Source organism: Afipia sp. OHSU_II-C1 (assembly GCF_000497575.1).
Classification (GTDB): domain Bacteria; phylum Pseudomonadota; class Alphaproteobacteria; order Rhizobiales; family Xanthobacteraceae; genus Afipia.
Map to the genome: position 1 here is coordinate 51,209 of NZ_APJI01000007.1, position 22,528 is coordinate 73,736.

The 22,528-nt window shown below is 63.6% G+C and carries 25 protein-coding genes; 14 read left to right on the top strand and 11 right to left on the bottom strand.

All coding sequences use genetic code 11. From position 1 onward, the window contains the following. Window positions 1-72 precede the first annotated feature (72 nt). The 4 genes from I554_RS0108425 (at window position 73) to I554_RS0108440 (ending at window position 2,850) form a co-directional block, all read left to right on the top strand. Entirely contained in the window at window positions 73-531 is a 459-nt protein-coding gene (locus tag I554_RS0108425; protein WP_024577712.1) for a hypothetical protein, read from the top strand. A 169-nt stretch (window positions 532-700) separates the two neighbouring features. Further along, on the top strand, window positions 701-1,453 hold the full coding sequence (locus tag I554_RS0108430) for a ribonuclease T2 (RefSeq protein ID WP_024577713.1): 753 nt from the start codon (window positions 701-703) through the stop codon (window positions 1,451-1,453). Window positions 1,454-1,494: 41 nt separating this feature from the next. Next, window positions 1,495-2,355, top strand: coding sequence for a 23S rRNA (adenine(2030)-N(6))-methyltransferase RlmJ (gene rlmJ, locus I554_RS0108435; protein ID WP_024577714.1), 861 nt, complete (start codon window positions 1,495-1,497; stop codon window positions 2,353-2,355). A gap of 279 nt (window positions 2,356-2,634) precedes the next feature. Next, the gene (locus tag I554_RS0108440; protein WP_024577715.1) at window positions 2,635-2,850 is read left to right on the top strand and encodes a cold-shock protein; all 216 of its coding nucleotides are present in this window, start codon (window positions 2,635-2,637) and stop codon (window positions 2,848-2,850) included. Window positions 2,851-2,927: 77 nt separating this feature from the next. Here the strand turns inward: I554_RS0108440 and I554_RS0108445 are convergent, their stop codons facing one another. Next, entirely contained in the window at window positions 2,928-3,557 is a 630-nt protein-coding gene (locus I554_RS0108445; RefSeq protein WP_024577716.1) for an outer membrane protein, read from the bottom strand. Window positions 3,558-3,827: 270 nt separating this feature from the next. On the opposite strand from I554_RS0108445, the gene uvrC reads away from it, so the two are divergent. The 6 genes from uvrC (at window position 3,828) to I554_RS0108475 (ending at window position 8,805) form a co-directional block, all read left to right on the top strand. Then, window positions 3,828-5,894: an excinuclease ABC subunit UvrC gene (gene uvrC / locus I554_RS0108450; protein WP_024577717.1), complete on the top strand. Its 2,067-nt coding sequence runs from the start codon at window positions 3,828-3,830 to the stop codon at window positions 5,892-5,894. A gap of 87 nt (window positions 5,895-5,981) precedes the next feature. Further along, window positions 5,982-6,596, top strand: a complete 615-nt coding sequence (gene pgsA / locus I554_RS0108455; RefSeq protein WP_024577718.1) for a CDP-diacylglycerol--glycerol-3-phosphate 3-phosphatidyltransferase — start codon at window positions 5,982-5,984, stop codon at window positions 6,594-6,596. Beyond that, complete coding sequence (gene moaD / locus I554_RS0108460; protein ID WP_024577719.1) at window positions 6,593-6,844, top strand: molybdopterin converting factor subunit 1; 252 nt, start codon at window positions 6,593-6,595, stop codon at window positions 6,842-6,844. Before pgsA ends, moaD begins: the two co-directional genes overlap by 4 nt. Window positions 6,845-6,851: 7 nt before the next feature. After that, window positions 6,852-7,319, top strand: coding sequence for a molybdenum cofactor biosynthesis protein MoaE (locus I554_RS0108465; protein ID WP_024577720.1), 468 nt, complete (start codon window positions 6,852-6,854; stop codon window positions 7,317-7,319). Then, on the top strand, window positions 7,319-8,329 hold the full coding sequence (gene prmB, locus I554_RS0108470) for a 50S ribosomal protein L3 N(5)-glutamine methyltransferase (RefSeq protein WP_024577721.1): 1,011 nt from the start codon (window positions 7,319-7,321) through the stop codon (window positions 8,327-8,329). Before I554_RS0108465 ends, prmB begins: the two co-directional genes overlap by 1 nt. A gap of 11 nt (window positions 8,330-8,340) precedes the next feature. After that, window positions 8,341-8,805, top strand: a complete 465-nt coding sequence (locus I554_RS0108475; protein WP_024577722.1) for a nucleoside deaminase — start codon at window positions 8,341-8,343, stop codon at window positions 8,803-8,805. Between the two features lie 34 nt (window positions 8,806-8,839). Here the strand turns inward: I554_RS0108475 and I554_RS0108480 are convergent, their stop codons facing one another. Together I554_RS0108480 and I554_RS0108485 are read right to left on the bottom strand one after the other, a co-directional pair. Beyond that, a complete protein-coding gene (locus I554_RS0108480; protein WP_024577723.1) occupies window positions 8,840-9,493 on the bottom strand; it encodes a hydrolase in 654 nt (217 codons plus the stop codon). A gap of 149 nt (window positions 9,494-9,642) precedes the next feature. Continuing rightward, window positions 9,643-10,512: a pirin family protein gene (locus I554_RS0108485; RefSeq protein ID WP_024577724.1), complete on the bottom strand. Its 870-nt coding sequence runs from the start codon at window positions 10,510-10,512 to the stop codon at window positions 9,643-9,645. A gap of 114 nt (window positions 10,513-10,626) precedes the next feature. On the opposite strand from I554_RS0108485, the gene I554_RS0108490 reads away from it, so the two are divergent. Continuing rightward, complete coding sequence (locus I554_RS0108490) at window positions 10,627-11,544, top strand: LysR family transcriptional regulator (protein WP_024577725.1); 918 nt, start codon at window positions 10,627-10,629, stop codon at window positions 11,542-11,544. A 14-nt stretch (window positions 11,545-11,558) separates the two neighbouring features. Here I554_RS0108490 and I554_RS0108495 read toward each other — a convergent pair whose 3' ends face one another. After that, window positions 11,559-12,680, bottom strand: coding sequence for a branched-chain amino acid aminotransferase (locus I554_RS0108495; RefSeq protein WP_024577726.1), 1,122 nt, complete (start codon window positions 12,678-12,680; stop codon window positions 11,559-11,561). Between the two features lie 311 nt (window positions 12,681-12,991). On the opposite strand from I554_RS0108495, the gene I554_RS0108505 reads away from it, so the two are divergent. From I554_RS0108505 to I554_RS0108515, 3 genes are read left to right on the top strand one after another with little or no spacing between them, the layout of a single operon-like run. Further along, window positions 12,992-13,528, top strand: a complete 537-nt coding sequence (locus I554_RS0108505) for a MarR family transcriptional regulator (protein ID WP_051358583.1) — start codon at window positions 12,992-12,994, stop codon at window positions 13,526-13,528. Then, a complete protein-coding gene (locus I554_RS0108510; protein ID WP_024577729.1) occupies window positions 13,525-14,250 on the top strand; it encodes a response regulator transcription factor in 726 nt (241 codons plus the stop codon). Before I554_RS0108505 ends, I554_RS0108510 begins: the two co-directional genes overlap by 4 nt. A 19-nt stretch (window positions 14,251-14,269) precedes the next feature. Then, entirely contained in the window at window positions 14,270-15,658 is a 1,389-nt protein-coding gene (locus I554_RS0108515; RefSeq protein ID WP_024577730.1) for an ATP-binding protein, read from the top strand. A 136-nt stretch (window positions 15,659-15,794) separates the two neighbouring features. On the opposite strand, the gene proC is transcribed toward I554_RS0108515, so the two are convergent. From proC to I554_RS0108550, 7 genes are all read right to left on the bottom strand, one after another. Further along, window positions 15,795-16,631, bottom strand: coding sequence for a pyrroline-5-carboxylate reductase (gene proC / locus I554_RS0108520; protein WP_024577731.1), 837 nt, complete (start codon window positions 16,629-16,631; stop codon window positions 15,795-15,797). A 164-nt stretch (window positions 16,632-16,795) separates the two neighbouring features. Next, window positions 16,796-17,296: a YbjN domain-containing protein gene (locus I554_RS0108525; RefSeq protein ID WP_024577732.1), complete on the bottom strand. Its 501-nt coding sequence runs from the start codon at window positions 17,294-17,296 to the stop codon at window positions 16,796-16,798. Between the two features lie 416 nt (window positions 17,297-17,712). Further along, entirely contained in the window at window positions 17,713-18,666 is a 954-nt protein-coding gene (locus tag I554_RS0108530) for a ribose-phosphate pyrophosphokinase (protein WP_024577733.1), read from the bottom strand. Window positions 18,667-18,839: 173 nt separating this feature from the next. Further along, the gene (locus I554_RS0108535) at window positions 18,840-19,457 is read right to left on the bottom strand and encodes a hypothetical protein (RefSeq protein WP_024577734.1); all 618 of its coding nucleotides are present in this window, start codon (window positions 19,455-19,457) and stop codon (window positions 18,840-18,842) included. A 164-nt stretch (window positions 19,458-19,621) separates the two neighbouring features. After that, on the bottom strand, window positions 19,622-20,551 hold the full coding sequence (locus tag I554_RS0108540) for a MerR family transcriptional regulator (RefSeq protein WP_024577735.1): 930 nt from the start codon (window positions 20,549-20,551) through the stop codon (window positions 19,622-19,624). A 95-nt stretch (window positions 20,552-20,646) separates the two neighbouring features. After that, on the bottom strand, window positions 20,647-21,414 hold the full coding sequence (pgeF, locus tag I554_RS0108545; RefSeq protein WP_024577736.1) for a peptidoglycan editing factor PgeF: 768 nt from the start codon (window positions 21,412-21,414) through the stop codon (window positions 20,647-20,649). After that, on the bottom strand, window positions 21,411-22,520 hold the full coding sequence (locus I554_RS0108550) for an SAM-dependent methyltransferase (protein WP_024577737.1): 1,110 nt from the start codon (window positions 22,518-22,520) through the stop codon (window positions 21,411-21,413). The genes pgeF and I554_RS0108550 overlap by 4 nt, the downstream gene beginning before the upstream one ends. Between the last annotated feature and the right edge of the window lie 8 nt (window positions 22,521-22,528).

A 22,528-nucleotide genomic window follows, 5' to 3' on the forward strand; every position in this document is an offset into this window, starting at 1 on the left:
GCACTTGACCGGCTGGTGGCTTCGCGGCACCTTCCGGCACAACATCATCCCGGATTCCGGTGGACCGCTCCCATGCGCGACCTTTTCTCGACCCTTCGCAAACTGACTCTCGCCATGGCGCTTGGCACCGTGGCTGGCCTGATGGCGCTCAGCCCGGCCGCCGAGGCAGCCAATGTGCTGGAGCGGAATTTCTGGCTGTCCGGCCCGCGCTATGATGGGAACATGCGTCCCTGCAACGAGGCTCTGGGCACCATTACCCAGCAGTTCGCTGAAAAAGAGGGCAAGTTCTGGAATTCCGCCCTTGAAATCACGGGCTTCGCCAACGTCCACGAGGTTGCTTTCCGGGCCTGGGCAAACGACAGCATTCCACGCCGCTTCTGCACCGCCAGCGCCATGCTGAACGACGGTCGCGCGCGTCAGGTGCACTACTCGATCATCGAGGACGGCGGCTTCGCCGGATTCGACTCGGGCGTCGAATGGTGTGTGGTCGGTCTCGACCGCAACTGGGCCTGCAAGGCGGCGCGCCCGTAAGCTTCGCGAATCATCCCGTTATCATCAGAGCGCCTCGTCCGCGTCGCGGTGGACGGGGCGATTTTGTTCTTGAAATGTTCCTGTGGCCTGACTAGGCTTTGAGCAGGGTCATCCGCACGTAAAAATCCGGTGCTGGCCGGAGGATGCGGTGAGAGTAGGGGGCGTTGCCATGTCCGGTTTCAGGTCCGTTTCGTCGGCCACGGGTGTTTCATTTGGTTTTTTCCGCGCTGATTTCTTTCCTTCACTCCGCCGCCTGATCGCTCCGCTGCTCGGCCTTGCGATCGCCGGCGTGATCGCGGGCTCGGCGGCGGCGCAGGACAAGCGCCAGAACGCCCCCGGTGAATTCGATTTCTATGTGCTCTCGCTATCGTGGTCGCCGTCGTTCTGTCAGGCCGCGCATGAGCGCGGCAATTCCGGACGTGGCATCCAGGCCCAGTGTGCGGGCCGGCCGTTTTCCTTTGTCGTGCACGGGCTGTGGCCGCAATACGATCGCGGCTTTCCAAACTACTGCCAGCGGCCGTCGCCGAGGCTCGATCGCAATGTCATGACCTCGATGCTTGATCTGATGCCGGCGCCGGGACTGATCTACAACGAATGGGACAAGCACGGCACCTGCTCGGGGCTGGGGGCGCGCGCGTACTTTGAGACCATCCGCAAGGCCCGCGCGGCGGTGAAGATTCCCGCCGACTATCTCGAATTGTCCGACACCAAACTGGTCAGCCCCGGCGACGTCGAAGACGCCTTCATCAAGGCCAATCCCGGCCTGTCGAGTTCGGCGATTGCCGTGCAATGCGACAGCAAGCGCCTCAACGAAGTGCGCATCTGCATGAGCAAGGATTTGCAGTTCCGCGCCTGCGAGGAAATCGACCGCCGGTCCTGCCGTCGCGACAAGGTGGTGATGCCGCCGGTGCGCGGGGGATAAGCACAGGTTACTTTCATCGCGCGATGTCGTAACTGTCGCGCATGAACTACCGTCACGCATTCCACGCCGGAAATTTCGCCGATGTCATCAAGCACATCGTGCTGGCGCGCATCCTCACCTATCTGCATGAAAAGCCCGCCGCATTTCGCGTGATCGACACCCATGCCGGCGCGGGGCTGTACGATCTGACAAGCAGTGAGGCCGAGCGCGGCGGCGAGTGGCGCACCGGCATTGCGCGGCTGATGCAGGCGCGTCTGTCCGAACAGGTGATGACGCTGGTCGCGCCGTATCTCGACATCGTCCGCGCGTTTAATCCGCAGCGCGATCTCACCGCCTATCCGGGATCGCCGCTGATCGCGCGCGCGTTGCTGCGGCCGCAGGACAGTCTGGTCGCCTGCGAACTGGAGCCGAATGCACGCAAGCAATTGATCTCCGCATTGCGCCGCGACGAGCAGGCGCGCGTGGTCGATCTCGACGGCTGGACCGGATTGCCCGCGTTCGTGCCGCCGAAGGAGCGGCGCGGGCTGGTGCTGATCGATCCGCCGTTCGAGAGCCGCGACGAGTTCAAGCGGCTGGCGGACGGCTTCAGTGCGGCGTATGCCAAATGGCCGACCGGCATCTACATGCTCTGGTATCCGGTGAAAGAGCGCCGCGCGACCGACTCACTGGCGGAACATGTGGCGCGCGTGGCGAACACTGGCAGCAGCGACGCGCGATGTCTTCGTGTCGAATTCAGCGTCGCACCGCAGACGCCGGACTCGGGACTTGTGTCCGCCGGCCTGCTGATCGTCAATCCGCCATGGACTCTCGCCGCGGAGTTGAGGTCGATCCTGCACGAACTCGAGAAGCCGTTGGGCCTCGGCGGTGCGGGCCGCTTTCGGATCGAGACGATACGCGCCTGATGCACTGCACGCGCAGCGATTGTCAGATGCCGTGATTTCGTTCGCGCGAATTAACCCAAATGCGGCATGGCCAATTTGCCGGGAACCGTATTATGCTACGGGCGTGAAGGTCGGCTTTTACGTTCCGCGCCCGCGAATGGCCGCGGCGGAATGACGAGAGGCCCCGGGCGTTTCCGGTTTTGGGAGGCGCTCTTCAAGGTCGCCGCTTTCCGGCAGTGAATGCCGGGCCTGACCGACGCGCGTTGCGCGCCGGAGGTGCAATGCGGGGAGGGGTTCCCGATGGCCATGATAGGTGTCGTCAAGTTCTTCAATGCTGAACGTGGATACGGTTTCATCAAACCGGATGACGGCGGACGCGATGTGTTCGTGCACATCACTGCGGTCGAGCGCGCGGGCTTGAAGGATCTGATCGAAGGACAGCGTATTACGTTTGAAGTCGAGCCCGACAAGAAGGGCAAGGGACCGAAGGCGGTCAATCTCGTGATTTCGCCCTGATATTGCAGGACGTCATGGCCGAAATAAAAATCCCGGGCGCAAGGCCCGGGATGATGGATCGCGGATACGCGGTTCGATCAGAAGCGGTAGTTGACGCCGACACGGACCGTGCTGAACTGGTAACCGTTCGACACACCGGTCATCAGGAAGTTCTTCTCGCTCAGATCGACATAGAGATACTCGACCTTGGCGGACCAGTTCTGATTGATCGCGAATTCAGCGCCGGCGCCGACCGTCCAGCCCGCTGACGTGTTGGTTTCCGACAGGCCGCCCGGCAACTGGGCCTTCAGCGAGCCGAATGCGAGACCGCCTGTGCCGTAAAGCAGGATGCTGTTGAACGCGTAACCCACGCGGCCGCGCACGGTGCCGAACCAGGGGTTGGAGAATTTCCACGCGGCGAATGTATCGTCCGACGAATTGAGCTGAATGTCGGCCTCGATGCCGGCCACCCACGCGCCGTTCTGCCAGTTGTAACCGGCCTGAAGTCCACCGAGCACGCCAGACGGCTTCGCGCCGCTGTTGGACACGTCGCCCCAGCCATAGCCGAGATTGCCGCCGATATAGGGGCCGATCCAGCTGTTGGCGAGCGGCTGCGCGACCGTATAGGGCTGTGCATACGGGCGGCGGCCGTACATGTCTGCTGCCTGCGCGGACGCACTCACGCATGTTGCGGCGGCGATGATCGCGCCAAAAATCTTCTTGCTCATCTTAACTCTCCTCACGCGCACGTCGGCGTGGCCGTTGTTAGTCCTTCGAGGCGCAGCGGCTCCGCGTGGTTACGGAAATCCGCCTTTTCTGCATAAAATTTATCGAGAGTTTTATGTTAAGTGGTCGTTAAGGTGGCCCGCCGCCCCATTCACATCCTTAAGAAAGTGTTACAAATCGGGCGCGGCGCCCGCGTGCCGGAAGCCGGACCGGGTTCCTCCGCGCGTGGGCCCCTGCTGGATGAATGACCTCGCAGCCCTTAAGTTCTGGCCATGATTCACGACACCTCCGACCCGACGCAGCCACCGGATCAGCCGGCGCCGGACGCGTTTCCGCAGGAACCTTCCGCACGGAGCCTGCGCGGACAGGATCTCGACCCGGCCTCGATCCCGGCCGAGGAAGATGAGGAAGTACGTCTTCCGGAACCGGTCGATGATTCCGCCGAATTCACCGGTGAAGGCGCGCTCGCTATCGGACGTGCGGCGATCGAGCGCGCGGTGAAACTCGCGCCGACCTCGCCCGGCGTCTATCGCATGCTCAACGCGGCCAACGACGTGCTCTATGTCGGCAAGGCCAAGAGCGTGAAGAAGCGGCTCGCGTCCTATGCGCGCCCGACAGGTCAGGTGGCGCGCATTGCGCGCATGATCGCGATGACCGCCAATGTGGAGATGATCTCCACTGCGACCGAGACCGAAGCGCTGCTGCTGGAAGCCAACCTCATCAAGCAGCTTCGTCCGCGCTTCAACGTGCAGCTGCGCGACGACAAGTCGTTCCCCTACATTCTCATTACCGGCGATCACTGGGCGCCGCAGATCGTCAAGCATCGCGGCGCACAGACCCGGCCTGGCCGTTACTTCGGCCCGTTCGCGTCGGTCGGCGCCGTCAACCGCACCATCACGGCGCTACAGCGCGCGTTTCTGGTGCGCTCGTGCACCGATTCATTCTTCGAGAGCCGGACGCGGCCGTGCCTGCTTTACCAAATCAAGCGATGCTCGGGTCCCTGCACCGGCGAGATCGATTTTCCCGGCTACACCGAACTGGTGCGCGAGGCGAATGAGTTTCTTTCTGGCCGCTCGCGGCTGGTGAAACAGGAACTTGCGGGCGAGATGGAGAAGGCGTCGCACGAACTCGAATTCGAGCGCGCCGCGCTGTATCGCGACCGTCTTGCCGCACTCTCCGCGATCCAGTCGCAGCAGGGCATCAACCCGCGCACCGTGGAAGAAGCGGATGTGTTCGCGATCCATCAGGAAGGCGGCTATTCCTGCGTCGAGGTGTTCTTCTTCCGCACCGGCCAGAACTGGGGCAACCGCGCCTACTTCCCGCGCGCGGACAAATCGATCGATGCCGGCGAGGTGCTCGGCTCGTTCCTCGCGCAGTTCTATGACGACAAGCCGCCGCCGAAGCTGATCCTGCTGTCGCATCGTGTCGAGGATCAGGACCTGCTGGCAGAGGCGCTCAGCGTCAAGGCGGGGTCCAGGGTGGAGGTTTCAACGCCGCAGCGGGGCGAGAAAAAAGAACTTGTCGGGCACGCGCTGACCAATGCGCGCGAAGCGCTCGGCCGCAAGCTCGCCGATACCGCCACACAGACGCGGCTGCTGGAAGGGCTGTCGACGGCGCTTGGCCTTCCGCGCGTGCCGAAGCGGATCGAGGTCTATGACAACAGCCACATCCAGGGCACCAATGCGGTCGGCGCGATGATCGTCGCGGGGCCGGAAGGCTTCCTGAAGGATCAGTACCGCAAGTTCAACATCAAGTCGGAAGGTCTCGCGCCGGGCGATGACTACGGCATGATGCGCGAAGTGCTGGAGCGGCGCTTCAAGCGGCTGATCGGCGGTGCATCCGACGGCAAGAAGCCGGACAAGGGAAGCGACGATGCCGTGCCGCAATGGCCCGATCTTGTGATCATCGACGGCGGACAGGGCCAGCTCAATGCCGCGCGCGAGATTTTCACCGGACTGAACCTGACGGATGTGTCGCTGATCGCGGTGGCCAAGGGGCCGGACCGCGACGCCGGGCGCGAAACCCTGTTCATGCCGGACCGGCCGTCGATCAAGCTCGAGCCGCGCGATCCGGTGCTGTACTTCATCCAGCGGCTGCGCGACGAGGCGCATCGCTTTGTCATCGGCTCGCACCGCAAGCTGCGCAAGAAGGACATCCGCGAGGCCGGACTGCAGGAAATCCCCGGCATCGGCCCGTCACGCAAACGTGCCCTGCTGCATCATTTCGGGACCTTGAAGGAAATCGAGCGGGCCTCGGTGGCCGATCTCGGCAAGGTTCCGGGCGTGAGCGCTGAAAGTGCACGTAAAATCTTCGATTTCTTCCACCCCGGCAGCGGGTGACCGCACACCCGCCGCCAGCAATTAGACTTACCCCAAATGCGCCCAACGGGCTGTTGACGCGGACACTTTCGCAGTATTGGTAACATCATGACCAGTGTCGCCGCCCCGAAGCCAGCAAAGCGCTCGCTGTCTTTGCCCAATATCCTGACTTACTCCCGGATTGCCGCGATTCCGGTGGTGATCGGCTGCATGTATGCGCAATCCATCATGGGCGCGCCGCTGTGGCTGCGCTGGGTGGCGCTGTTCGTCTTCATCGCGGCGGGCGTCACCGATTTTCTCGATGGTTATTACGCCCGGATCTGGGACCAGCAATCGTCGCTGGGCAAGATGCTCGACCCGATCGCGGACAAGCTCCTGGTGGCGTCGTGCCTCTTGATGCTGGCGGCGGATGAAACCATTCGCGGCTGGTCGCTGTGGGCAGCCATTGTGATCCTGTGCCGCGAGATTCTGGTGTCGGGCCTGCGCGAGTACCTCGCGGCCATCCGCATCAGCGTACCGGTGTCGCAACTGGCGAAATGGAAGACGACCGTGCAGCTCGTGGCGATCGGCTTCCTGATTGCAGGCGAGGCGGGCGAAATGATCCTGCCGCCGACCGTCCTGATCGGCATCGTGCTGTTGTGGATTTCGGCGATTCTCACCATCTACACCGGATGGGATTACCTCCGCGCGGGAATCCATCATCTGACCGAGGAAGACCGGTGAAGGTTCTGTATTTCGCATGGGTGCGCGAACGCGTCGGCAAGGCCGAGGAAACGCTGGAGCCGCCGGCGAGCGTGCACACCGTATCCGACCTGATGCAGTGGCTGGTGGCGCGCGGCGAGGAATACGCCAGCGCCTTCGCTTCGCCGCGCACGATCCGCGCCGCCATCGACCATACCCATGTAAAGCCTGACACCGCGATCGCCGGTGCGCGCGAGATCGCGTTCTTCCCGCCGATGACCGGCGGCTGACCCTCCGATGACGACCCCCGTCACCATCCGGATCCAGTCCGCGGATTTCGACATCGCCGCGGAAATCGCGGCGCTGACCAAGGGCAACACCGACATCGGCGCCGTGGTGAGCTTCTCCGGCATCTGCCGCGGCGGCGAGGGCGATCAGGCCATCGCCGCGATGACGCTGGAGCATTATCCCGGCATGGCGGAAGCCGAAATCGGACGGCATGTGTCTGAGGCGATCGCGCGCTGGCCGCTGACCGGGGTCACGGTGATCCATCGTTTTGGCCGCGTCGTGCCGGGCGACAACATCGTGCTGGTGCTGACCGCGTCGGTGCATCGCGAGGCGGCGTTTCAGGCCGCGGAATTTCTGATGGACTATCTCAAGACCAACGCGCCGTTCTGGAAATCCGAGCAACGCACGGACGACAACACGGTCTGGGTCGATGCGCAGGCCCATGACGACAACGCAGCAGCGCGCTGGAAGAAGTGATGGCGAAGAAAGCGAAATCCGTTGCGGCGAAAAAGAAGGCGTCTGCGAAGCGCGCGGGCGCAAAGCCGAAGACGGTGTTGAAGGCCGCAAAGCCGCTCAAGGCCGCACCCGGTGAGTTGCTGACGCTGCTCGATCTGGTGCGCTATGGCGTGAGCCGATTCGTCGAGGCCGGGCTGGTTTTCGCCCACGGTACCACCGATCCGGTGGCGGAAGCGGCGTTCATCGTCTGCGAGACGCTGCACCTGCATCCCGACCAGTTCGAGATGTTCGCCAATGCGCGGGTCACCTCGCAAGAGGCCGCGAAAATTCTTGCGCTGATCGACAAGCGCATCGCCACCCGGAAACCTTCGGCCTATCTCGTCAACAAGATCTACATGCGCGGCCTGCCGTTCTATGTCGACGAGCGCACCATTGTGCCGCGCTCCTTTATCGGCGAACTGCTGGATTCGCATTTCGGTGGTGACCTCGAAGAGGAAGGCGGGTCGCTGATCGACGATCCGGGCAACATCACACGCGTGCTCGATCTGTGCACCGGCTCGGGGTGTCTCGCGATCCTTGCCTGTCAGAGCTTTCCCAACGCGACCGTCGATGCGGTGGACATTTCACCGGATGCGCTGGCGGTCGCCGCGCGCAATGTCGCCGATTACGGTCTTGAGGACCGGATTTCGCTCTACGAAGGCGATCTGTTCGACGCCATCGGCGATGCGCGCTACGACCTCATCATCACCAATCCGCCCTATGTGGATGCGGAAGGCATGGCGGGCCTGCCGCGCGAATGCCTGCATGAACCCTCGATTGCTTTCGATGGCGGCGACGACGGCCTCGATCTCGTGCGCAGGATTCTGGATGAGGCGAAGGATCACCTGACGCCGGACGGCGGGCTGTTGTGTGAGATCGGCCGCGGCCGCGATGTGTTGGGGGATGCCTATCCGAACCTGCCGCTGCTGTGGCTCGACACCGAGGACTCTGACGGCGAGGTGTTCTGGATTCCGGCAGAGGCGCTGGCCTGAGGAGGGACGGCATGTCGGCTGAACGCTTTCTATGCGAGGCGATCGATCTTGCGCGTGACAACGTCCGTCGCGGCGGCCGGCCGTTTGGCGCCGTGCTGGTGAAGGACGGCAAAGTGATTGCAACGGGCGTGAATGAAATTGGAGCCACCGGCGATCCGACGACACACGCAGAATTGCAGGCGATCCGCGCAGCGAGCCGCGCACTCGGTTCGCCGCGCCTTGACGGCTGCGTCATTTATGCGAGCGGCCATCCGTGCCCGATGTGCCTCGCGGCGATGCATCTCACCGGCATCACCGAAGTGACTTACGCCTATTCCAACGAGGACGGCGAGCCCTACGGGCTGTCGACGGCGGCGATCTATGCGGAGATGGCGCGGCCGGTTGCAGAACATCGGACACTCAAGGTGGCGTATGTGCCGGTGCGGCCGGAAGGCGCGGAAGACATTTATAAGATGTGGAAGGCGGCCGCTGGGTAGCGGCGCGCCTGTATTGCGATTCCGCTCCGGGCGCTTACTTCTTTGCGCGCTCAGCCTGGTCCCAGGCAAACTGGAGACCGGCGGTGCCGCCCAGCTCGATGTTGATATCGAGGAATGCGGGCACGGTGTCGGTGCGTTTCCAGTCGCGCTGAAGCTCGCAGAGCAGCTGCACGAGGGTAATCATCTTGCCGCCCGCCTGCTCGATCCGGCGCAGCGCCATCTCGTGCGAGAGGGCTGAGGTGCCGCCGACCGCATCGACCACGACATAGACTTCGTAGCCTTCCTTGAGTGCGTCGAGCGCGGGGAACGTCAGGCACGCTTCGGTCCACAGCGCGGTCATGATCAGTTTCTTGCGGCCGGTGGCCTTCACCGCCTTCAGGAATTCGACGTCTTCCCATGAATTGATCGTGGTGCGGTCGTAGGTGGGATAGTCCGCCAGCACCTTCGCGAGCTGAGGGATCGGCGGTTTGTTGAGGCCGGTCTTCACGTTGACCGTGGAGTGGACGACGGGAAGACCGTAGGCGATCGCGGTTTTCGCGGTGCCGACGATGTTCTTGACGAGAGCCGGGCGGTCCATCGAGGCGATCGAGTTCACCTGAACGGGCTGATAGTCGATAACGATGAATGCCGAGTTTTGCGGCGTGAGCAGATGATCCTTGGCCGGATCGCGGATGGCTTCGCTGGTCATGATAGTTTTTCCTTCCTTCTTTGAGATGCTCGCAAGGGTGCCGCGCGCAGGCCACGCCTCCGCCGGTCGGGCGGGGCGAGCGCTCCGCCGCTGATGGGATGTTTTCGAAAAAAATGCTCCGGCCTGGTCAGTCAGGCCGGAGCATTGGTTTACGCGCGTGCGATCTCGCCGAAACGGCCCGAGTTGAAATCGTCAACGGCCTGACGGATTTCAGCCTCGCTGTTCATCACGAACGGGCCGTAGCCGACGATCGGCTCATCGATCGGTTCGCCTGTCAGCACCAGCACGATCGCATCGCTGCTTGCGTCGATGGTCGCACTGCTGCCGTTGCGGTCGAGCATCACCATTTCGGCCTCGCCGGCGTCCTGCGTGCCGTTGACGGTGATCCGGCCGGCGACAACGACAAGCATGGTCGTGTGACCCTCGGGAAGATCGAGGGTGACGGCCGCGTCGCGGTTCACTCTCACGTCCCAGAGATTGATCGGCGTGAACGTCCGCGCCGGTCCCTTGCGGCCGTCTAAGGCCCCCGCAATCACCCGCACCCGCCCCGCGTTGCCGGGCAGATCGACCACGGGGATGTCGCTATCCGTAATCGTCTGATAGCCCGGCTTGCTCATCTTGTCCTTCGCGGGGAGATTCACCCAGAGCTGGATCATGCGAAATGGCCCGCCGCTCCGCGTGAAACCCTTCGAGTGAAACTCCTCGTGCAGGATGCCGCCGGCCGCGGTCATCCACTGCACGTCGCCGGGGCCGATCACGCCGCCCTTGCCGGTGGAATCCCGGTGTTCAACCTCACCGTCGTAGACGACTGTCACGGTCTCGAAGCCGCGATGCGGGTGCTGACCGACGCCACGCGGTTTGAATGCGGGCCCGAAACTGTACGGTCCGGCCTGATCGAGCAGCAGGAACGGACTGACATGCTCTCCGAGGCTGTCATAGGAAAACAGCGAGCGGACCGGAAAACCGTCGCCGATCCAGTGCATGTTGGGATTGCTGTAAGTGCCAAGAACCTTCTTCATGATGGATCTCCTGGGCATCGGGGCGATCCCCGATTGCTGATGCACTGGTTGTATTATCGGAACAGTCACGCCAGAAGATTGCGAGAATGCACTCTGTGTCCTATAAATAGGACAATGCAGGACCTCAACGATCTCTATTATTTCGTCCAGGTGGTCGATCGCGGCGGCTTTGCCGCCGCGGGGCGTGCGCTGGGGATTCAGAAATCGAAGCTGAGCCGCAGGATCGCGCTGCTCGAAGAGCGGCTCGGCGTGCGGCTGATCCAGCGTTCCACGCGGCGATTCTCTGTGACCGAGATTGGACAGGAGTATTACGAGCGCTGCGTGGCCGTGCTGGTCGAGGCCGAAGCCGCGCAGTCGGTGATCGAACGCGTCCGCTCGGAGCCGCGGGGCGTGATCCGGATGGCGTGTCCGACTGCGCTGATCAATTTTCAGTTCGGCGAGATGATTGCGCGATTCATGATCGCCAATCCGCACGTCGAGATTCATCTGGAGAGCACCAACCGGCGGGTCGATGTGATCGGCGAAGGATTCGATATTGCGATCAGGGTGCGGTTTCCGCCGCTTGAGCATACCGAACTGGTGATGCGCCGGCTTGACGAGAGCACCCAGTGTCTCGTCGCCAGCCCTTCGTTGTTAAAGGAGCGAAAGCAGCTGAAAAGTCCGGCCGACCTGCATGGCTTGCCCAGTCTCGATCTCGGGCCACCGCATCGCGAGCACAGCTGGTCGCTCGACCATTCCGACGGAACGGCGGCAACCGTTCCTCACGATCCGCGACTCGTGACGGACGATATGGCGGCGCTGCGCGAGGCCGCGATCAAGGGCGTCGGCATTGTGCAGCTGCCGACCATGATGGTCTGGCAGGATGTCCAGGCGGGACGACTCGTTCCCGTCCTGCCGCAATGGATTCCCAAGAGCGGGATCATTCACGCGGTGTTTCCGTCGCGACGCGGATTGCTGCCCTCGGTGCGCGCGCTGGTGGACTTCATGGTGAGTCAGTGTGATGCACGGCGGCACGCGGTCACAATGGGATAGCGCGCCGCCGCCGGTCACAGAACCTTTCTGATCCAGTTATGCTCATCGGCCGCGCGGCCGTACTGGATGTCGACCAGCTGCTTGCGCAGCCCCATTGCAACCGGGCCGGCAGCGCCGCCGTTGATAATGAAATCGCCGCTCGCGGAACGCACCTTGCCGATCGGCGAGATGACCGCTGCCGTACCGCAGGCGAAGGCTTCCTTCAGCTTGCCGCTGGCCGCGTCCGCGCGCCACTGGTCGATCGTGTAGGTTTCCTCGCGCACGCGCGTGCCGGTTTCCTTCGCGAGCGCGATAATTGAGTCCCGCGTGATGCCCGGCAGGATGGTGCCGAGCGGCGGCGTCAGCAGCGAGCCGTCGTCGAACACGAAGAACACGTTCATGCCGCCGAGTTCTTCGATGTAGCGGCGCTCCACCGCATCCAGGAAGACCACCTGATCGCAGCCGTGATCGATAGCTTCCGCCTGCGCACGCAGGCTTGCGGCGTAATTGCCGCCGCACTTGACGGCGCCGGTGCCGCCGATCGCGGCGCGCGTGTAGTTCTCCGACACCCAGATCGACACCGGCGCAGGGCCGCCCTTGAAATAGGAGCCGACCGGCGACGCGATCACCGCGAAGATGTATTCGGCGGACGGCTTCACCCCGAGGAAGACTTCGTTGGCGATCATGAAGGGGCGCAGGTAGAGGCTGCCTTCGCCGCCGGGAATCCAGTCGCGGTCGATGCGCACGAGCCGCTCGACCGCCTCGATGAACACAGGCTCGGGCAGCGGCGCCATCGCCATCCGCTCGGCTGAACTGCGGAAGCGTTTGGCATTGGCGTCGGGACGGAACAGGTTCACGCCGCCATCGTCGCGCCTGTACGCCTTGAGGCCTTCGAAAATTTCCTGAGCGTAGTGCAGGACGGCTGTTGCCGGATCGAGCGCGAAGTTCGCGCGGGATTCGACGCGCGCGCCATGCCAGCCCTTGCCTTGGCTGTAGCGGACCACAGCCATATGGTCGGTGAAAACCCGCCCGAAGCCAGGGTCAACGAGTTTCGCCGCGCGGTCCTTGTCGGATGTCGGATTCGACGCAGGCTGCGTTTCGAATTCCAGCAGGATCTCGCCGTCGATCTTGTCGAATGAAACTCCCGAAATTCCCATGGGGTCTTCTCCCGGCTCTTGATTGCAGTCCACGCGGCGGCGGGCTGGTTGGTTCAGGTCTTGGACCAGGCCCCGCCGGCCCGAGGGCCGGTTTCCGCTTTGGCGGAAGGCGCGAAGTCCAGTATGTTTGCCGAAATGCCGCTCGACAATCGCACGTTGAAAGAAATTGCGTCCTGGACCTGTCGCCACTGCAGGCGTCTCTGCGAACTTAAGGACCAAGGATGAGCGACGAAACGAACTAATATTTCGTCGTCATTGCAGTTTTTGTAACATTGAGACCTATATACGTCAATATGGCTGACATAAAATTTATGAAGACAGGAGCTCATACCCCTGACGTCGCCGCCGGTTCCACCGTACCGGGGGGTGGTTCTTTGCGCTGGGACATCATCGAGCTGCTGTTTTTTGCCTACCGGGACTTCGTCGGCGATGCGGATCACGTGCTGGAAGAGTTCGGTTTCGGCCGCGCCCATCACCGGGTGGTGCATTTCGTGACCCGCTATCCGGGTTTGAAAGTCGCCGATCTGCTCGACGTGCTGCGGATCACCAAGCAGTCGCTCGGTCGCGTTCTGAAGCAGTTGCTCGACGAGGGCTATATCGTCCAGAAGGCCGGCGACAACGACCGGCGGCAGCGTCTTCTTTTCGCCACGGCGAAGGGCGAGGCCCTTGTGGCGAAGCTTGCGGGATTGCAGACCGCACGCATCACGCGGGCGCTTGAAGCGATCGGGCCGGAAAGCGCCGACACCGTGCGGCGGTTTTTGCTGGGCATGATCGACCACACCGATCCCGACAAGGTGCTGGAGGAAATTCTCCGAGGCAGCCGCCAGACGGCGAAGGATTCAAGGTGACAGCGATCTCGATACAGGAGCGAACCGGCCGCCAGCCGGCCGATGACGCGCCGCATCTGCTGCTGGTGGACGACGACCGCCGCATCCGCGATCTGCTGTCCCGCTTTCTGGCCGGCGAGGGCTATCGCGTCACCACGGCCATGAGCGCCGCCGACGCGCGCGCCAAGCTGAGCGGGCTGCATTTCGATCTCCTGATCCTTGACGTGATGATGCCGGGCGAAACCGGTTTCGATCTCGCGCGCTCGATCCGCACCTCCTCGGCGGTGCCGATCATCATGCTCACCGCACGGCACGAGGCCGAGAGCCGCATCGAAGGTTTGCAGATCGGCGCCGACGACTATGTCGCCAAACCGTTCGAGCCGCGCGAACTGGTGCTGCGGATTGCCAATATTCTCAAGCGCGCCGCGCCGGCGGTTGCGCCTGCGATCGAGTCGGTCGCGTTCGGGCCCTACGTCTATCATCTCGAGCGGGGCGAATTGCGGGATGGCGACAAGGTCATCCATCTCACCGACCGCGAACGCGACATGCTGCGTATTCTCAGCGCGACGCCGGGCGAGACCGTGCCGCGCGGGGCGCTGACCGGCGGCGACGGCTCGGTCAACGAGCGCGCGGTGGACGTTCAGATCAACCGGCTGCGGCGCAAGATCGAGCGCGACCCGGCCAATCCGCTGTTCCTGCAAGCGGTGCGCGGCATCGGCTATCGTCTCGTGGCGTCGCCGTGACCGGGCCGGACGCGTTGTTATGAGTACGCTCGACACTGGCCTCACTTTCATCCGCACCGCGTCGCGACGTGTGTCCAGCGCCAGCGAATGGCTGGGCCGCTGGTTCAAGGAGCTGATGCCGAAGGGGCTCTATGCCCGCGCGCTGCTGATCATCATCGTGCCGATGGTGATCCTGCAGTCGGTGGTCGCCTTCGTATTCATGGAGCGGCACTGGAATACGGTGACGCGGCGTCTGTCCGCCGCCGTGGTGCAGGACATCTCCGCGCTGATCGACGTCTACCGGACCTATCCGCAGGACAAGGACCGCACGCAGATCAAGCGCATCGCGCAGCAGCGGCTTGGGCTGGTGGTGGATTTTCTTCCCGTCAACGACATGCCGGCGCCAGGACCGAAGCCGTTCTTCTCGCTGCTCGACCAGACGTTGTCGGTGCAGCTCAGCCGCCAGATCGCGCGCCCGTTCTGGATCGACACCGTCGGGCGTTCGTCGCTGGTGGAAATCCGGATCAAGCTCGACGATACGGTGATGCGCATCTTCGCGCAGCGCAGCGCGGCCTATGCGTCGAACTCGGAAATCTTCATCTTCTGGATGCTGGGCACGTCGTCGATCCTGCTGATCGTGGCGGTGCTGTTCCTGCGCAACCAGATCAAGCCGATCCTGCGGCTGGCGGATGCCGCGGAGAGTTTCGGCAAGGGCCGCGAGGTGCCGGACTTCCGCCCGCGCGGCGCGCGCGAGGTTCGCCGGGCCGCTTATGCCTTCCTTGAGATGAAATCGCGCGTCGAGCGCAGTATCGAACAGCGCACCGCGATGCTGGCCGGCGTCAGCCACGATCTGCGCACCATCCTGACGCGTTTCAAGCTGGAAATGGCGCTGATCGGCGACAGCCCGGAAGTCGAGGGCATGCGCAAGGACGTCGACGAGATGAGCGGCATGCTGGAGGCGTATCTGTCCTTCGCGCGCGGCGACAGCGGTGAGCAGGCCCGGCCGACCGACATGGAGCAGGCGCTCGAGGAACTGCGCAGCGACGCCGAGCGCCACGGCCACGCCGCGACCGTTGTGTTCCACGGCATGCCGGTGGTGATCGTGAAGCCCGCTGCGTTCAAGCGCTGCGTCGCGAACCTGGTGTCGAACGCGGGCCGTCATGCCAACGCAATTGCGATCACCGGTCATCGCGATCATCGCTATCTGACGGTGACGGTGGACGATGACGGTCCGGGCATTCCGCCGGAGATGCGCGAGGAAGTGTTCAAGCCGTTCCTGCGGCTCGACGATGCGCGCAATCAGGACGAGGGCGGCACCGGTCTCGGCCTTGCCATTGCGCGCGATATCGCGCGCTCCCATGGCGGCGACATCACGCTCGGTGACAGCCCGATGGGCGGCCTGCGCGCGACGGTGCGTGTGCCGGTGTAAGGCTTTCACCTCTCCCCGTTTACGGGGAGAGGTCGGATCGCCAAGCGATCCGGGTGAGGGGCTTTATGATCTCGACTTGTTGCGAAGTTTGCCCCTCACCCCGGCCCTCTCCCCGCAGGCGGGGAGAGGGAGGGGATTACTTCGCCAGTTCCTTTGACCGCTTCGTCGCGGCGGCAATCGCGCGGGTCAGCAGCGGCTGGAATCCGTCTGCGCCCATCAGCACTTCAAGTGCGGCTGCTGTGGTGCCGCCGGGCGAGGTGACATTCTTGCGCAACGTAGCGCTATCGAGATCCGACAAGCGCAGCAGCTCGCCGGAGCCTGACACGGTTGCCCGCGCCAGTGTTGTCGCCAGCGCTTCGGGGAGTCCGGCCGCGACGCCGGCGCGCGCGAGTTCTTCCGCGAGCAGGAACACATAAGCCGGACCCGAGCCGGACACGGCGGTGACGGCATCCATCAGCGCTTCGTCCTCGACCCACTCGACGCCGCCGGTGGCGCGCAGCAGCGCATCCGCGACAGCGCGCTGACCCGGTGTGACACCGTTGGCCGGGACCGCGACGGTGATGCCGCGTCCGATCGCAGCGGGTGTGTTGGGCATGGCGCGGATCACCTTGCCGCCGCAAACCTCGGTAAGCCCTGCGATGGTGGTTCCCGCCATGATCGAGACCACGAGGGTGGATGTGCCGACCAGCGGCCGCAGTTGCGGTCCGGCATCGCGAAACATCTGCGGCTTCACCGCAAGCACCAGCACGTCGGCGGTGCCGATGTCCTTTGTCTCGGGATTGAGCCGCGCGCCACGGGCAACAAAGGCGCGGGTGTCGTCCGACGGATATGGCTCGATGATGGTCACGCGTTTGGCGTCGAGTCCTCCGTCGAGCCAGCCGGACAGCATCGCGCCGCCCATCTTGCCCGCGCCCGCGAGCACGAGTGAGCCTGTGAAGTTCTTCAGCGCGTCGGAGGAAGTTGATGTTGCCATGACTCAATCCACTCGGGTCGTCCCCGCGAAAGCGGGGACCCATAACCACAGAGTTCTATTGAATGAGCGGGGGCGCAACAAGCTGTCGCAGCGTGCGCGGATCGAAGGATAGGTCCCCGCTTTCGCGGGGACGACATCTCGGGTGTTGCGCGCCCTGTGAAGCCTTACGCCTCGCCTGCGGTATCGAACATGGCGGCGCTCATGGCCTCCGCGGCGGTCTTGCCGGCCCAGACCACGAATTGCAGCGCCGGATAGTAGCGCTCGCAGGCATGCAGCGCGCCTTCGAGCATCAGTTCGCACTGCGCCTGCGTGGCGGTCATGCCGCCTGGCAGGATCAGCGCCTGCCGGTACATGATCGATCCGGTGGTGAGCCAGACGTCGAAATGACCGATCCACAATTGCTCGTTGATCGCGGCGATCAGGCGCTGCACTTCGCCGCGCCGTGCCTCCGGAATTTTCATGTCGAACGTGCAGGCCAGATGCAGCGCATCGATGTCGCCCATCCAGGTGAAGGAGAGCTGATAATCGGTCCACTGTCCCTGCGTGAGAATGGTGATCTCGTCGTGGCCCGAGCGTTCGAACGACCAGTCGTTGGAGGACGCGATCTCCTCGACGACCGAAAGCGGGCTGCTCTGCGAATCCGTTATGATGTCCAGATGGGACATGCTGCCTTCACCCTCTGCTTGGTGTGGGATGTGAAACGCCTGAACGAAACGCAAAGAACGAGCGAGAACTGTCGCTGCAAGTTCTCCGTTTACGATCATGACAACCCGGCTTTCGGATCGTGCGCCGCAACGGCAACCTTGTGACAAGATTGATCGGTGATTTGCGCAAAGCGCGCAATGTCACCGCGAATCCCGTCCACAGGCAAAGGGCTAATTTGCTGTCTCTTCAACAGGCAAGCGCGAGATGTGGCGATGAACCGCGCTTGCGCGCCAATTCATGAGTCAGCGCATGAGTTTACGTCCGAATGACTTGTGTTCGGACGTGAGAACAAAACGGAATCGGATTCGCGCGGCGCGAGTCGCGCGGAGTCATTGCGCGTGCGGGGCGAGAAAAAATATTTTTGAGATTGAGCCGTTCAGTCGAACAGGCTCGACACCGACTCTTCCGACGCGGTGCGGCCGATGGCTTCGGCGATCAGGGTCGCGACCGAGAGCACGCGGATGTTCGGCGCCTTGCGCACCGCATCAGTCGGCTGGATCGAGTCGGTGATGACCAGTTCCTTGAGCCGCGATGAGGTGACGCGCGCGACCGCGCCGCCCGACAGAACGCCATGGGTGAGATAGGCCGAGACTTCCTTGGCGCCGTACTTGAGCAGCGCGTCGGCGGCATTCACCAGCGTGCCGCCGGAATCGACGATGTCGTCGATCAGGATACAGTTGTAGCCGGCGACATCGCCGATCACGTTCATGACTTCGGATTCACCGGCGCGTTCGCGGCGCTTGTCGACGATGGCCAGCGGCGCGTTGATCCGCTTGGCGAGGCCGCGTGCGCGGGCCACGCCGCCGACGTCCGGCGACACCACCATCACGTTGGCGAGGTCGAACTTCTCCTTGATGTCGCGCACCATCAGCGGCGAGGCATAAAGGTTGTCGGTCGGGATATCGAAGAAACCCTGGATCTGCCCGGCATGAAGATCGAGCGTCATCACGCGGTCGGCGCCGGCATGGGTGATCATGTTGGCCACCAGCTTGGCCGAAATCGGGGTGCGTCCGCCGGCTTTGCGGTCCTGTCGCGCGTAGCCGAAATAGGGGATCACGGCGGTGATGCGGCGCGCGGAGGCGCGGCGCAGCGCATCGGTGATGATGAGCAATTCCATCAGGTGGTCGTTGGTCGGAAACGACGTCGACTGGATAATGAAGACGTCGGAGCCGCGGACGTTTTCCTGAATCTCGACGAAGATTTCCATGTCGGCGAAGCGGCGCACGCTCGCCTTGGTCAGCGGGACGCCGAGCACCGAGGAAATCTCGGCGGCCAATTCCGGGTTCGAATTGCCGGCCACCAGCTTGATGGAGCCATTCTTCGCTGAAATCGCAGCATCTCCTTTTGACGTGGGGGAAACGCTTTTCAACATGTCAGCCGCTGCCTATGGAACCTGGGTGATCCAGCATTTTGCAGGCGCGTGATAACAAGGACAGAACAAGGCTGGCAATATAGCCCTTGGTGTTTTCCTGCAAAAACCCGCGTGCGGACAGGCCCGTATCCCTATTGGGCGCTGAAGGCCAGCGTCTGCATTTGTCCCGGGGCCGATTCAGGCCGATTCCCGTCGATCTGTGCGATCGCGGGACCCGATGACCGGGGCGCGGCCGGGGCAGGGGAGTCCTGCGCCGGGGCGGTCCCGCTGATCAGCCCGTTGAGGCCGTTCAGCCCGGCGAACGCGATTCGGCGCATCAGCTGGTCATCGGCGGTGGCCCAGGCGTCGCGGCCGCCCTTGCCGGCGGGCTCCTCGCCGCTGAGGCGAACGGCGCGTTCCTGATCCCGGTCGTAGACATCCCAGACCCAGGCGATGGTGGTCTTGCCGTGCCGGACCTGCGCCGACAGATAGCTGCGGACCCGGTAGGAGGCCTGCGCCTCGCGGGACACGATGGTGAAACTGCGGGCGGTGGACTCGGTTTCCAGCGCGCGGACCAGCCGGTCGAACACCTGCGGCGGCGGACCGTCCACGGATTCAAAGGCGACGGTGGGGCCGAAGCTCGCGGTGGATGCAACCGGTCCGGACCCATTGGTGGTGCAGGCGGCGGTCAGGCTCAACAGGGCCATCAGCAGCGATGTCCGCACAACCTGCGGCACCGCCCAAGTGATTGTTCGCCCTCTGAAATTCATGCCCGCCCCGATGTCTCGCCGGCAGGGTTGTGCCCTGCACGGCGGGGTTCGGTCCAGCGATATCGTTAATAAGCGTTAACGTCTAGGGCGGGCTGTGGGCAGGGTTTGCAATCGGCGACCATGGCTGCCGGCATTTGAGCCAAATCCGAATGGCGTGCGGATTGTCAGGCCAGGTGATGCTTCATGGCGTCGATGATCCAGGTCCACTCCCGGTTCGGGCTGGTCTGCGGCGGCTGGCCTTTCATGATCGCCACAAGCTCCCAGTAACGCACCGCGCGGGCATCATGCGCAGCGTATCGGGTGCGTAGCCACGCCCTGTAATCGTCATCCGGCACGCGGCCCATCACACGTGCGGAGGTTTCCAGCCACTCCTGCGCAAGCTCGCGGGCTCTTTCCGATTCCGGTCCAAACCCTTGCTCGATGGCGGCCTTTGCTTTCGCCACGAACGGATCGCCCGCGGCCTGCCAGGCGGAGAGATCGAAGTCGTTCTTGTTCCAGACTTCCTTCGCATTGGCGCGCATGGTGGCGACGAATTCCGGATCATCGAGGATGGCGGACAGTTCGATCCAGGCGTCGCACTGCTCGGGCGTCGGATTGTCCGGCAGTTCCGGCGTGCTGGCCTCGATCATCTGGCGCATCCATTCGGGATCGATGCGGACGTCCTGCGACACCTGGCTGTAGAAGCGTTCGATCACGTTGCGGCGTTCAAGGCGGGACAGATTGGTCATGGTCCAGAATCTCCTCAGGTCTGCTTCGGTGAGTTCGGGGGAGCGGAGTGCGGCGCGCAGCGCGGATGCCACGCGGCGCTGCGAGGCGATCTCGGCCTCGAGTGCGCGAAGCCGCAGCTTCAGCGCGTCGGTCAGCGACAGTTCGTGCGACAGCACCTCGCGAATGGCGTCGAGGCCGACGCCGGCGTCGCGCAGGCAGCGAATAAGATCGAGACGGACGAGTTCCTCGTCAGTGAAGACGCGATAGCCGCTTTCGGTCCGCCCGGCGGGCGGCAACAATCCCTTGTCGGAATAGAAGCGCAGCCGGCGGACCGAAACGCCGCTCAGGCGCGCGGCCTCTCCAATGGTGTAGGTGCGATGTGTCATGGAAGCGTTGTGGGGCTTCCACCGGGTGGAGAGTCAAGGCTGGTCGCTGAAACAAATCCCGGTCACGACGTTCGATAATGTCGCAGGGGTGCGCGCTAGCCGTCCAGCACGATGGCGTGGATGTTGCGGCCGTAGTCCGGTTCCTTGCGGTGCGTGGTGCGGCGGTAGCTGAAGAACCGCTCGTCTGCGTAGGTATCGACCCCGACATCGTCGATCATCAGGATGCCCGCGCGCTCCAGCCGCTGGCGGATATAGCCGGCGAGATCGAACATCGCGTGGTCCGCGCGCGTCGAGGGAATGAAGAAACGCGCGTTGCCGGGCGCGCCATCCGAAAAGCGCGCGACGAATTCCGCGCCGACCTCGTAGCTCTGTTGCCGGATCAGCGGGCCGATCGCGGCGATGATGTTTGCGCGCGATGCGCCGAGGCCTTCCATCGCCGTAATCGTGTTCTCAAGCACGCCGCCGATGGCGCCTTTCCAGCCGGAATGCGCTGCGCCGATCACGCGCTTGTCCGGATCGACAAACAGGATAGGCCCGCAGTCGGCGGCGGTGACGCCGAGCGCCAGTCCCGGCACGTTCGTCACCATCGCATCGGCCTTCGGTCGCGATGCCGTGTCCCACGGCGTGGTGGCAACCGCGACATCGGGCGAGTGAATCTGGAATACGGTGAGGAATTGCGGCGGCGTCACACCGAGATGCTCGGCCATGCGCCGGCGGTTTTCGATGACATGCGCCGGATCGTCATGCGAGCCGATGCCGCCGTTGAGGCTCTCATAGATGCCTGCCGAGACGCCGCCCTCGCGCGAAAAGAACGCGTGGCGCAGACCCGGCACAGCCGACAACAGCGACGACGTGAATGTCATGATTTCGTGTCCTGTTCGGACAGCGCGGCCAGTGTCTCGATCGCGGGATGCGAAATGCCGAGCACCTTGAACAGCGAGCCCATGCCTTCCGGGCTCGGGCCGGTGAGGCGGGCCAGTCCTGCGGTGATCAGCTTCTGGCCGTCTTCGGTCGCGTTTTTCATCAGCGCCTGCGCGCGGGTCTCGATGCCCAGACTCTTGAGGAACACGCCTTGCTCGACTGGACCGTGGGCGCGTGCGCCGACATCCTCGGCGGCGCGGGCCAGCGCCTGAAAATCCACATGCGCGGTCAGATCGGCGAGACCCGCATTGCGCAGCGGGTTGGTGTAGTTATGGCGGGCGACCGCCTGGAAGGTATCCCCGGCATCGCTGCGCAGATGGCCGTAGTCCATGATCAGCGCGGCGCCGCCCTGATCGCGGAGCCGGCGCGCGATGGTCATGATCTCGTTGTCGGGCCGCCATTCGAAGATCGCGCCATTGGGCGCGGCGCGCACCAGCGGCGGCAGCAGCACCTCGAATCGCGGGATCGGGTCCTTGGCGATGCCGTAGGCGAGAATGTCGTCATCGATCTCGATGACGCGCTCATGCCATCCGGTGTCCTGCTTGACCGCCTGATGGACCGGCAGCGCATCGAAGAACTCGTTGGCGAGAATGATCGCGGGGCCTTCCGGAACGTCCTCGATCCGGTCGTACCATTCCACATAGGCCGCATCGGCCAGCTTCTCGCGCTGCTTGTCGCGCAGCCGCTCGCTGGCCTCGACCAGATGCACGGTGATCGCATCATGAAACGCCGGCAGAATCCGCACCGCGCGCAGCGCGTCCGCCATCATGGTGCCGCGGCCCGGTCCGAGTTCGATGAACTTGACCTCCTGCGGCATGCCCATCGCATTCCACACCGATGCCGCCCACAGTCCGACCAGTTCGCCGAACATCTGGCTGACTTCGGGGGCGGTGATGAAATCGCCGTCGCGGCCGAGCGGATCGCGCTTGAGGTAGTAGCCGTATTCCGGATGCGTCAAGCAGATCTGCATATACCGCGACACCGGCATCGGGCCATTCGCGGTGATCTGCTTTCTGATCAGGGTTTCCAGCGGCGAATAATCGGACACGGCGAACT

Bases quoted from the DNA above. Each gene is read 5' to 3' on its own strand.
- I554_RS0108425 (WP_024577712.1), top strand. From the start codon at position 73: ATGCGCGACCTTTTCTCGACCCTTCGCAAACTGACTCTCGCCATGGCG.
- I554_RS0108430 (WP_024577713.1), top strand. From the start codon at position 701: ATGTCCGGTTTCAGGTCCGTTTCGTCGGCCACGGGTGTTTCATTTGGT.
- rlmJ (WP_024577714.1), top strand. From the start codon at position 1,495: ATGAACTACCGTCACGCATTCCACGCCGGAAATTTCGCCGATGTCATC.
- I554_RS0108440 (WP_024577715.1), top strand. From the start codon at position 2,635: ATGGCCATGATAGGTGTCGTCAAGTTCTTCAATGCTGAACGTGGATAC.
- I554_RS0108445 (WP_024577716.1), bottom strand. From the start codon at position 3,557: ATGAGCAAGAAGATTTTTGGCGCGATCATCGCCGCCGCAACATGCGTG.
- uvrC (WP_024577717.1), top strand. From the start codon at position 3,828: ATGATTCACGACACCTCCGACCCGACGCAGCCACCGGATCAGCCGGCG.
- pgsA (WP_024577718.1), top strand. From the start codon at position 5,982: ATGACCAGTGTCGCCGCCCCGAAGCCAGCAAAGCGCTCGCTGTCTTTG.
- I554_RS0108465 (WP_024577720.1), top strand. From the start codon at position 6,852: ATGACGACCCCCGTCACCATCCGGATCCAGTCCGCGGATTTCGACATC.
- prmB (WP_024577721.1), top strand. From the start codon at position 7,319: ATGGCGAAGAAAGCGAAATCCGTTGCGGCGAAAAAGAAGGCGTCTGCG.
- I554_RS0108475 (WP_024577722.1), top strand. From the start codon at position 8,341: ATGTCGGCTGAACGCTTTCTATGCGAGGCGATCGATCTTGCGCGTGAC.
- I554_RS0108480 (WP_024577723.1), bottom strand. From the start codon at position 9,493: ATGACCAGCGAAGCCATCCGCGATCCGGCCAAGGATCATCTGCTCACG.
- I554_RS0108485 (WP_024577724.1), bottom strand. From the start codon at position 10,512: ATGAAGAAGGTTCTTGGCACTTACAGCAATCCCAACATGCACTGGATC.
- I554_RS0108490 (WP_024577725.1), top strand. From the start codon at position 10,627: ATGCAGGACCTCAACGATCTCTATTATTTCGTCCAGGTGGTCGATCGC.
- I554_RS0108495 (WP_024577726.1), bottom strand. From the start codon at position 12,680: ATGGGAATTTCGGGAGTTTCATTCGACAAGATCGACGGCGAGATCCTG.
- I554_RS0108505 (WP_051358583.1), top strand. From the start codon at position 12,992: ATGAAGACAGGAGCTCATACCCCTGACGTCGCCGCCGGTTCCACCGTA.
- I554_RS0108515 (WP_024577730.1), top strand. From the start codon at position 14,270: ATGAGTACGCTCGACACTGGCCTCACTTTCATCCGCACCGCGTCGCGA.
- proC (WP_024577731.1), bottom strand. From the start codon at position 16,631: ATGGCAACATCAACTTCCTCCGACGCGCTGAAGAACTTCACAGGCTCA.
- I554_RS0108525 (WP_024577732.1), bottom strand. From the start codon at position 17,296: ATGTCCCATCTGGACATCATAACGGATTCGCAGAGCAGCCCGCTTTCG.
- I554_RS0108535 (WP_024577734.1), bottom strand. From the start codon at position 19,457: ATGAATTTCAGAGGGCGAACAATCACTTGGGCGGTGCCGCAGGTTGTG.
- I554_RS0108540 (WP_024577735.1), bottom strand. From the start codon at position 20,551: ATGACACATCGCACCTACACCATTGGAGAGGCCGCGCGCCTGAGCGGC.
- pgeF (WP_024577736.1), bottom strand. From the start codon at position 21,414: ATGACATTCACGTCGTCGCTGTTGTCGGCTGTGCCGGGTCTGCGCCAC.